The following is an 8,456-nucleotide window of genomic DNA, read 5'->3' as shown; positions in this document are numbered from 1 at the left end:
GGCCGCGGCCGCCTTCGATGGTCATACCGGTCCGGGTGATCGCGCGCAGCTGCGGGATGTGCTCGACGTAGCGTCCGTTCGGCACTGCGGCGACCAGGCTCACGTGCAGCTCCATGAGGAAGTGCGGGCACACGTGCACGTTGAACGACTCAGCGAGGTGCGCGACCTTCAGCCAAGGGGTGATGCCGCCGATGCGGGCGACGTCCACCTGGACGATTCCCGCGGCGCCGCGGTCGAGATACTCGCGGAACTGCGCGATCGAGTACATCGACTCCCCCACCGCGATCGGTGTCGAGGTCGATGCCGCGAGCCTGGCATGCCCCTCGATGTCATCGGCGGGCAGGGGCTCCTCGATCCAGCCGAGGTCGAGTCCGTCGAACAGTCGAGCACGACGGATGGCCTCCGCGCCGGTCAGGGACTGGTTGGCGTCGACCATGATGTCGAAGTGCGAGCCGACGGCGTCACGAACGGCCGTCAGTCGCTCGCGATCCTCCTGCCCACTCGGCTTGCCGATCTTCACCTTGACACCCTTGAGACCGGCATCCTTCGAGGCGAGCGCACCGGCCACCAGCTCGTCGGAGTCGAGGTGCAGCCACCCGCCTTCGGTGTCATAGAGGGGGATGTCACGGCGGAACCCACCCGCGAGGCGCCACAACGGGAGTCCCGCTCTGCGCGAGGCGATGTCCCACAGCGCCGTGTCGACGGCGGCGAGGGCCAGCGAGGTGATGGCCCCGGTCGTCGTCGCGCGGGTCGAGGCGAACAGGCGGTACCAGACCGCCTCGATGCGGTCGGCTTCCTGGCCGACGAGGATCGGGAGCAGGTGGTCGCGCAGCATCGACAGCACCGCGCGACCCCCTGTTCCGATCGTGTAGGAGTACCCGAGGCCGTGCAGGCCATCGCTCGTGGTGAGCTCGACGAAGATCGTCTCCTGAGACACGAAGCTCTGCACGGCATCCGTGCGTTCGGTCTCGACGGCGACGTCCACGAGGAACGCGCGAGCATCGGTGATCGTACTGGCCATCGGGTACATCTCCTGGTGTGGGTCAGATCACTTGCAGGTGAGCAGCTCGTCGTCGAACTGCTTCTTCACCTTCTCGGCGAACGCGACGCGCTCGTCGTCGTACGTGTCGACGTTGTCCTTCGTGACGACGAACGAGCCGGAGTCGACGATCACACCGGGGTCGGCCATCTCGCAGGTGCCGCTCGCGAGCTGAGCCAGCACCCAGCTGCCCACATAGGCCTGGCCGGCGGGGTTCTGCGCGACCGTTCCGTAGACGGAGCCGTCGCGGATGCCGTCGAGGATGGTGGCGTCGTCGTCGATCGCGACGAGCTGGATCTCGAGGCCGGATTCGGCGATCGCCTCGGCGCTCGCGACGGCCGGGTTGTAGGCCGTGGTGACGATCGCGTTGATCTCGGAGCCGCTTGCGGCGAGGAGGTCGGATGCCGCCTTCTGGGCCGTGGCGAGGTCGGTGTCGACGTCGGTAATCGTCTGGAGCAGGGTGACGGCGCCGTCGGTCTCGTCGATCGCGCGCTGGACACCCTCGATACGGCGCTGCGTGTTGGAATCGACGTTGTTGCCGGTCATGTGCACGATCGTGCCCTTGCCGCCGATCGCCTCGATCGCCGCAGCGGCAGCCTGGTACGCGGCCTCCTCGGTGTCGGTCGAGAGGCAGAAGGCGGCGAGGTTCTCGTCGCCGGCCGGACAGGAGGCGATGGATCCGACCGCGACCCCCGCATCGGTGAGCTTCTTGAAGGTCGCGTTGATGTCCGTCGGGGAGACGCCGAAGATGCCGAACGCGTTATAGCCGTTGGCCACGAGCGAGTTGATCACATCGTTCTGCTTGGTCTGGTCCCACTCGGCGGTCTCGTTGAACGTGACCTCGCCGAGGCTGAAGTCCTTGGCCGCCTTCTCGCCGGCCTCGATCCAGGGCTGGAAGTACGGGTGGGCGCCGCCGGGAACGAGGGCGACGCGCACGTCGGACAGATCCCCGCCGGCCCCGTCGCCGCCGGCATCCGGATCGGCGTTCTGCGGGGTGCACGCGCCGAGCGCGAGGGTGAGGGCGGCGGCTGCCGCGATGACGGCGCCGAGCCGCACGTGCTGTGTGATGCGCATCTTTGAGCCTCCAGGAAAGGGTTCCTTTTGAAATATCGTATTTGATCTTTCAAAGGATATGATGGCTGCACTCCGCCGCTATGTCAAGGGAAAGGTCGGATGTCTACGCTCGGTCAGTTGCCCTCCTTCACCCCCGGTGCACGCACGATGCTCGGCGACGAGGTGTACGGCGCGCTCCAGCAGTCGATCCTCGACGGAACCTACCCGCCGGACGCGCGCATCAACGCCGGCGAGCTGGCCCGGCAGTTCGAAGTGTCACCCACTCCGGTGCGAGAGGCGCTCGCGCGACTCGAGTCGGACGGGCTCGTCGAGAAGCTCCCCCTGCGCGGGTACCGCACGACCGATCTGCTCGACCGGACGCGGCTGACCGAACTCTTCGAACTGCGACTGCTGCTGGAGCCGGGCAGCGCGGCGAGCGCCGCCGAACGCCGCTCGGCCACGGATCTGAAGGAACTCGCTCACGAGGTCGAGACGGGGCGGACCGCGGTCGGAGAGGCGGACGCCTATCGCCTGCTCTCCCGCCATGACGTGCGACTGCACGACCTCGTGTTCCGGTCGGCGCAGAACGAGACGGTCCGCCAGGCGTATGCGCGCACGCACTGCCACCTGCACACGTTCCGACTCGCCTACACGGGCGCGTACGTGTCCGACACGGTCGACGAGCACGCGGCCATCGTCCGCGCCATCACCGAGGGCGACCCCACCGCGGCGGCGGAGTCGATGCGCACGCACATCGAGCGCTCCCGCGACCGGCTGATGCGCGTCGTCGACTGACACGCAGCCACTTGCCGGACGGCGCCGAACTTCTCGACGGAACGCAGTTGAGACGGTTCGGCGACCTTCTGTCATGTCCTTCATGAGAGACGATGTCGAAGGAGCACATGATGGACGAAAAGCTGCAGTCGGAGATCGCGTCGGCAGATCCCGTCGGGGAACGCGACGACGCGAGGCTGCACGATCTTGTTCGGCGCATGACGGCCGAAGCGCAGGATGCCGCCAAAGCCGTGCATCCCACGCACTCACCGTGGTGGAAGCGCCGGCGCATCCTGATTCCGTTCGGCATCGTCGGCGTGGTCGCTCTGACCGGCGCCGCGATCGTGATCCCTCTCAGCCTGTTGGTGAACGGGACTCAAGTCGAGCTCGATGCGGAGATCCCCATCGTCTACACGACGGACACCGGCGTAGACGTGACGTGCCGCTACGGGATCCACTTCGGCGACCCCGCCCACCGGACTGCAGCCGATGAGCGGCTTGCAGAGTTCGTCCAGAACCATGACTGGACGGGGATCGGTCAGCACATCTACGACGAAGCGATCGCCAACCCATTCGTCCCCGGCCCCAATGACGACTGGGAGGTGGACACGCAGGAGATCCGCGACGACTTCTCGTTCTCCCGCGCGACGGATCTGATCTGGGACGAGATCCCCGCTGGTCTCCAGCAGGACGGCCAGTCGGCTGGCGCGACGATGGACTGCACGGGACAACTGCGGTGACGGGCGGATGCGCCCCGGCCTCCGAGACCGCGGAGTGGATCGAAGTCGTCGTCAAAGAGAACGCCGACGACATCCTCCGCTACCTTCGACGTCGTGTGAACCAGCCGGAGGACGCGGCGGACCTTCTGGGGCGCGTGTTGTTGGCCCTCTGGGAGAACGCGACACGTGTGCCCGCGACTGATCCGGAATCGAGAATGTGGTGTTTCGGCATCGCGCGGAACGTGCTTCGGGAGTACTACCGGCACACTGCGAAGCGGATCGCGCTCGCAGACGACCTGAGGGAGCATCTGCGCAGCGCCGCGCAGCCCGACAACGCCGCCGATGCCGCCGCTGAGGTGAGGATGCGAGCAGAGGTCGTCCGTCGGGCGGTGATGTCTCTCGATGCGCGATCACGGGAGCTCGTCACCCTGATCCATTGGGACGGCTTCACCATCGCCGAGGCCGCACGACTCCTCTCGATGAACGAGTCCACCGCACGCACGCGCTACGGGAGGGCGCTTCAGCGCCTTCAGCGAGGCCTCTAGGAGCAACCCGCAGGGCCGAAGATCCCCACACCCGCAAACGACAAAACCCCCGGATGACCGGGGGTTTAAGTCTGTAGCAGGAGCGGGGCTTGAACCCGCGACCTCACGATTATGAGTTAGATGCGGTGCACTGACGGGCACTCGTTGGTCGCCGTTTGCCGCGTGATTCCGCGGAAGTCGTCATGGTTGGTGATAGCTGGTTGAGGGTGGTTTCAGCGGAGTTACCGGCACGGAACCGGCACAGAGGCCACTGAGGCAAGACGTCAACTTTGTCGAGGCCAGGAATTCTTGAGGATCTGAGGCGTACAGGACCACGCTCGCGTACGACTACTTCTTGCCGATGGCGTCCATCGAACTGATGTAATTCTGCAAGAGCCCTGTTGCATCAAGCAACCGCCAAGGGTTACTCGCTGCCGCAACGTCCCGATCCTCTTCCTGGATCCTGCACCATGAGCAGTGATCGCCCTGTTCTAGAGGTTCACCGCAGGATTGGCAGGAGTTCTCAGCTTCTGAGATCGCGCCGTCCACAAAGACACAAGTCGAACCGCTCGAATCCGTGAAGTAGGGGGTGATGCTAGTCCGCCCGACCCTGCATTTGTAAACTTCGCAACCAATCTCCGCTGCGAACGAGCGCAGTCTCGACTCCGTGTCAGCATCGACGTTCGAGCCGAGGATCACCGCTGTCACGCACTGACGCGAGATCGGAAGGATCGAAGCCTCACCCTTTTGGAGGAGCATGGTCGCATCGTTCAGGACGAGACGCCGTTCCTTCTCGTACGACCAACACGAAGCCTTCGTGAAGTACGCGGCGTTGTACACGCTATTGCGGAGAAAGTAGATATCTCTAGGCTTCTGGCGATACTGGGCCCGCGCGAGTGACGCTGCGAGTTCATCGGGGCGCGAGTCGCGGTACGTTACGTCCTGAATGACGCCGTCGTCGCGGAGCTCGGCGCGCAGAATGTCTTCATCTACTTCGATGACGAAGCCCTGACTGTTCTGGCCGTAGTGAGCCCACATAGGAACCACATCGGGGTTGCTCGAGAAGCAGGTTGTGGGCATATCCAATATCTCCCCCATCACTTCCTCGTAAAAAGCGAGGGTCGCGGGAGAAGAGTTGTGATCCACTGTGAGAAACAGCTCGTATGGGTCATTGAATTCTCTCGGCAAGGAGAACTTTAGGGTTGCTCCATCCTGTGAGAGAGCTACGCCTGCAAGCTCGCTGCCTAGATACTTGTACAGCTTTCGGACCATGTGATTACCTTTCGCAGGCTTGGTCTCCGTTTGCCGCGTGATTCCGCGGAAGTGATGGTTGGTCGCGGCTGGTCGAGGGTTTCAGCGGAGGTACGGACACAGGACCAGCAAGTTACGTGAACTGGATTCCAAAGAGCCCGCCATCTTCATACGAATCGGTCAGAGTGGGCTCGATGACGTACGGCTCCGGATTGAACCCAAAAGGTTCCGTCTTTGCGAGGTCGTCCGAGTTCATAGTGACGATGTACTGCATGCCTTCTTCTTCACACACTCGCGCTGCTAGCTGAAACGCTCGCGACACCTGCCGCTCGTCGACCCCGTCGAAGAGATGACTGTCATGTACAAGAAAATCGGGCCCGCGCCCGCCACGATGCGCGAGCACAGCCCAGGTCAAGTCGAAGCAAAAGATGACCATCTGCCCGATGCCGCGGCTGTCTTCTCCACCGATATGGGGCCTGACTCGGAGGCTGGTCTCAAGCGGTGCGATCTCCACGTATGACTCCCGCTCAGCTCCATAAAGCGCCGAGGCGAATGATTGAAACAGTGAATTGATCTCGTCGACTTGCGCCGTTCGCTCGTCCAGATCACGCGTGATCTTCTGTTGCAGCGATAGTCGTTCAAGCTTGATCTCGGACTTGGTAGCCTCAAGTTTCTTAGCAGTCTCAAGCCGAGCAGCCAGGCTGTCCATCTGCGCTCGCGCGGTCGAGAGCTGGCTCGCTAGCGTGGAGTATGCATCAAGAGCCCCGCCTCGGCTAAGCCGCTCCAAGAGCGTCGAATGCTCTGCACCCATGGCTTCTCGCTGCGCAGCACGTTCCTCAAGTCGCGCACGAGTCGCAGCGATCTCGGCCTCCAGGTAGGCACGGCGATTTCGAGTGACTGACTCATGAAACGCGCGCACGTCATCGTATGTGCGCTTCACACTTTCGGGGAGGGCGAGGCCAAGCTGGCGATACACGCGCTCGACGTAACTACTATCAGGCTCATTCTCGGCTTCAATTGACGCCTCAAGATCGATAAGATTCCGTCGGTCCGCTGCATCCCGGAGTCGTGAACTGCGAATCGACTCGTCGATCTCGTCGGCCTGCCGCTGGATCGTTTCGTATTCGGGCACAACTTGGAAGTCTGCGAGCTGCTCTTCGAGCTCCTGGACTCGTTTTGAGACAGCAACTACCTGCCCCCGAAGCTCCGAAGCCGAACCGACGACCAAGCCGAACACCGGGTCCTTGGTTGCACGCGTCAACTCTCGCCGCAACTTCTCCCGAGAAGCGATGCCCTGATACCCGGATACAAGCCGCCAGTTCAAGCCCAAGAGGTAGGTGAGATTAGTCGTCGCATCGGCAACTGACTGTCGAGAGAAGGTCGAGATTGGGTCGTCCATCCCGTGTTGACTAACCCTGCGAATGTAGAGCGAGATCATTGCGCGGGCACTGAGACCAGGGTGATCGGCAGGTAAATTAAAAAGGTCCCTTCCAATGGCGCTTGTCCACTCAGGAATCGTCGCTGTGCCGGTCGTGCTAACAAGTTGAGCAGCATTGGCAACATTCGGGGACAGGATGACGCGACTTCTTTTGTCATTCGATCGACTCACTGACACCTCGTCTGCCGTGCGCCGCCAGTCGAGCGTTAGATTGAATGCATGCTTGGAGAGCGCGGGATTCTTAAGCACTGAGTCGGTTAGTCGACTGAGTCCGAGCGCAAAGTGCAGAATCTCGATCAGCGAGGACTTTCCGGCTCCGTTACGACTGTCCGTCGTCGATGACGACTCGCTCTCTTCAGCAATCAGCATGTTCATTCCCGGCTGGAATGCAACTGTCTTGAACTCCGGGGAAGGCGAAGAGAGCTTGCGCAGCACCTACTGACCACCAATCTTATATAGAATGCCGTCATCAAAATGGACCGCGCCTATTGTGTATAGAACGTCAAGCGCGTAGGAGAACCAAGCGAATGAAAGCGGTTCGGTGGCCCCATTGGCAATCCGCCAACTGGCGAGCGCGTCCCATGCTTGACTCACGCTCATAGGTTCACTGAGAGACTCGCTGATCTGCGCCGCCACCGACAGCAACGCCCGTTGCGGAGCAATTCCCTTCGTGGGGGTTATCACAAGCTCATACCTACCGGCGGTCGCCAATCCGCAGGTGGGTTATCAAAAATATCGCATGACTGGAAGAAGAAGGCCAATGCTGCGGTCTGCGCACGGTACACAGGCGCCGAGGCCGGTCGAGAGCCTCCTAGGAACGTACGCAAGCCGAGAAGGATCTCTTCTGGGTCGAGGGCTGCTTCGGAGAATGCGCGATACTCGGCCTGGAAACGCGCCGCCACGTCATCGCGCTCGGTGACATCGATGCGCTCTGAGTAGTAGCGCTCAATCGCGTCGCTGTGCTTCATGCCATCCCGCAGCTCCGCCTGTGTTTCTTCCGTCAGGCTGCTGTACGCGAGCTTGTTCACCGATACCGGGTGCGGAGTGGCGGGGGCATCGTCGGGAAGCCGATTGCGCTGAAGGACCCCGAGAAGCTCAATCATTTCATCAAGACCCATGCTGACGACGTGGTTTAGAGGAAGCTGGCGCCCGAGAACATGCTCCACGTCGCTGGCCGAGCAGTTGCTAAGTAGATCTCTGAGCTTTCGAAAACCGATCAGCTCAAACGTGATCTCAGGGTGCTCGTCACGAAGCTCTGCGAGACGTCGCGAAACTTCTGGATGAACTCCGCGAGCATCGTTGTGAACGAATACGAACGTTGAGAACTGCCCCGCCCGTTGACGAAGAGCGCTCGTGATGTCCGAATTGAGCTTGGAGATCGCAGCGCTGGCGCTCGGGACCTCTGGGGCGTAGCACGCGTAGAGCTTCTTATCGTGGAGAGACAATCCATCGCTGCCCTGGTCTCCGATGTTCCCGTGAGTTCGAACGTCAACAAACCCGTCGAAGCACAGCGTCATGATGTCGTGGAACAGCGCTTCGAACGAGTTCCCCGTGCGCTCATGCAGAACTGACCACAAAACAGGGCGCAGTGCCATCCGCTCGTCAAAGTCCATCCGTGGCCTCCCTCACTACGCATCCCGGTTTGGACAACTGTATCG

Annotated in this window: 9 protein-coding genes; 3 read left to right on the top strand and 6 right to left on the bottom strand. The window is 62.1% G+C overall.

The annotated features are described in order from the left end of the window. Positions 1–1,021 (bottom strand): mandelate racemase/muconate lactonizing enzyme family protein (locus tag ACNPM4_RS08660; protein WP_448985409.1); only part of this gene is annotated, 1,021 nt, incomplete at its 3' end. A 27-nt stretch (positions 1,022–1,048) separates the two neighbouring features. Continuing rightward, entirely contained in the window at positions 1,049–2,113 is a 1,065-nt protein-coding gene (locus tag ACNPM4_RS08655) for a sugar ABC transporter substrate-binding protein (protein WP_105712271.1), read from the bottom strand. Positions 2,114–2,212: 99 nt separating this feature from the next. On the opposite strand from ACNPM4_RS08655, the gene ACNPM4_RS08650 reads away from it, so the two are divergent. The 3 genes from ACNPM4_RS08650 (at position 2,213) to ACNPM4_RS08640 (ending at position 4,130) form a co-directional block, all read left to right on the top strand. Next, positions 2,213–2,887: a GntR family transcriptional regulator gene (locus ACNPM4_RS08650; RefSeq protein WP_029261133.1), complete on the top strand. Its 675-nt coding sequence runs from the start codon at positions 2,213–2,215 to the stop codon at positions 2,885–2,887. 110 nt (positions 2,888–2,997) lie between these two features. Next, a complete protein-coding gene (locus tag ACNPM4_RS08645; protein WP_400856313.1) occupies positions 2,998–3,606 on the top strand; it encodes a hypothetical protein in 609 nt (202 codons plus the stop codon). Further along, on the top strand, positions 3,603–4,130 hold the full coding sequence (locus ACNPM4_RS08640; RefSeq protein ID WP_400856314.1) for an RNA polymerase sigma factor: 528 nt from the start codon (positions 3,603–3,605) through the stop codon (positions 4,128–4,130). Before ACNPM4_RS08645 ends, ACNPM4_RS08640 begins: the two co-directional genes overlap by 4 nt. 327 nt (positions 4,131–4,457) lie before the next feature. Here the strand turns inward: ACNPM4_RS08640 and ACNPM4_RS08635 are convergent, their stop codons facing one another. The 4 genes from ACNPM4_RS08635 to ACNPM4_RS08620 all read right to left on the bottom strand — a co-directional run bounded on the left by ACNPM4_RS08635 (position 4,458) and on the right by ACNPM4_RS08620 (position 8,411). Then, on the bottom strand, positions 4,458–5,381 hold the full coding sequence (locus tag ACNPM4_RS08635; RefSeq protein ID WP_448985408.1) for a DUF2971 domain-containing protein: 924 nt from the start codon (positions 5,379–5,381) through the stop codon (positions 4,458–4,460). A gap of 112 nt (positions 5,382–5,493) precedes the next feature. Continuing rightward, entirely contained in the window at positions 5,494–7,233 is a 1,740-nt protein-coding gene (locus tag ACNPM4_RS08630; RefSeq protein WP_448985407.1) for an ABC-three component system protein, read from the bottom strand. After that, positions 7,234–7,482 carry an ABC-three component system middle component 6 gene (locus ACNPM4_RS08625; RefSeq protein WP_448985406.1) on the bottom strand — a complete coding sequence of 83 codons (249 nt, stop codon included), beginning with the start codon at positions 7,480–7,482 and terminating at the stop codon, positions 7,234–7,236. Further along, positions 7,479–8,411, bottom strand: a complete 933-nt coding sequence (locus ACNPM4_RS08620) for an ABC-three component system protein (RefSeq protein ID WP_448985405.1) — start codon at positions 8,409–8,411, stop codon at positions 7,479–7,481. The genes ACNPM4_RS08625 and ACNPM4_RS08620 overlap by 4 nt, the downstream gene beginning before the upstream one ends. Positions 8,412–8,456 lie beyond the last annotated feature (45 nt).

The organism is Microbacterium umsixpiens, assembly GCF_053543675.1.
The sequence above is the reverse complement of the archived record's forward strand: the minus strand, read 5'-3'. Positions and strand labels throughout refer to the sequence as shown.

Bases quoted from the DNA above. Each gene is read 5' to 3' on its own strand.
- ACNPM4_RS08655 (WP_105712271.1), bottom strand. From the start codon at position 2,113: ATGCGCATCACACAGCACGTGCGGCTCGGCGCCGTCATCGCGGCAGCC.
- ACNPM4_RS08650 (WP_029261133.1), top strand. From the start codon at position 2,213: ATGTCTACGCTCGGTCAGTTGCCCTCCTTCACCCCCGGTGCACGCACG.
- ACNPM4_RS08645 (WP_400856313.1), top strand. From the start codon at position 2,998: ATGGACGAAAAGCTGCAGTCGGAGATCGCGTCGGCAGATCCCGTCGGG.
- ACNPM4_RS08635 (WP_448985408.1), bottom strand. From the start codon at position 5,381: ATGGTCCGAAAGCTGTACAAGTATCTAGGCAGCGAGCTTGCAGGCGTA.
- ACNPM4_RS08620 (WP_448985405.1), bottom strand. From the start codon at position 8,411: ATGGACTTTGACGAGCGGATGGCACTGCGCCCTGTTTTGTGGTCAGTT.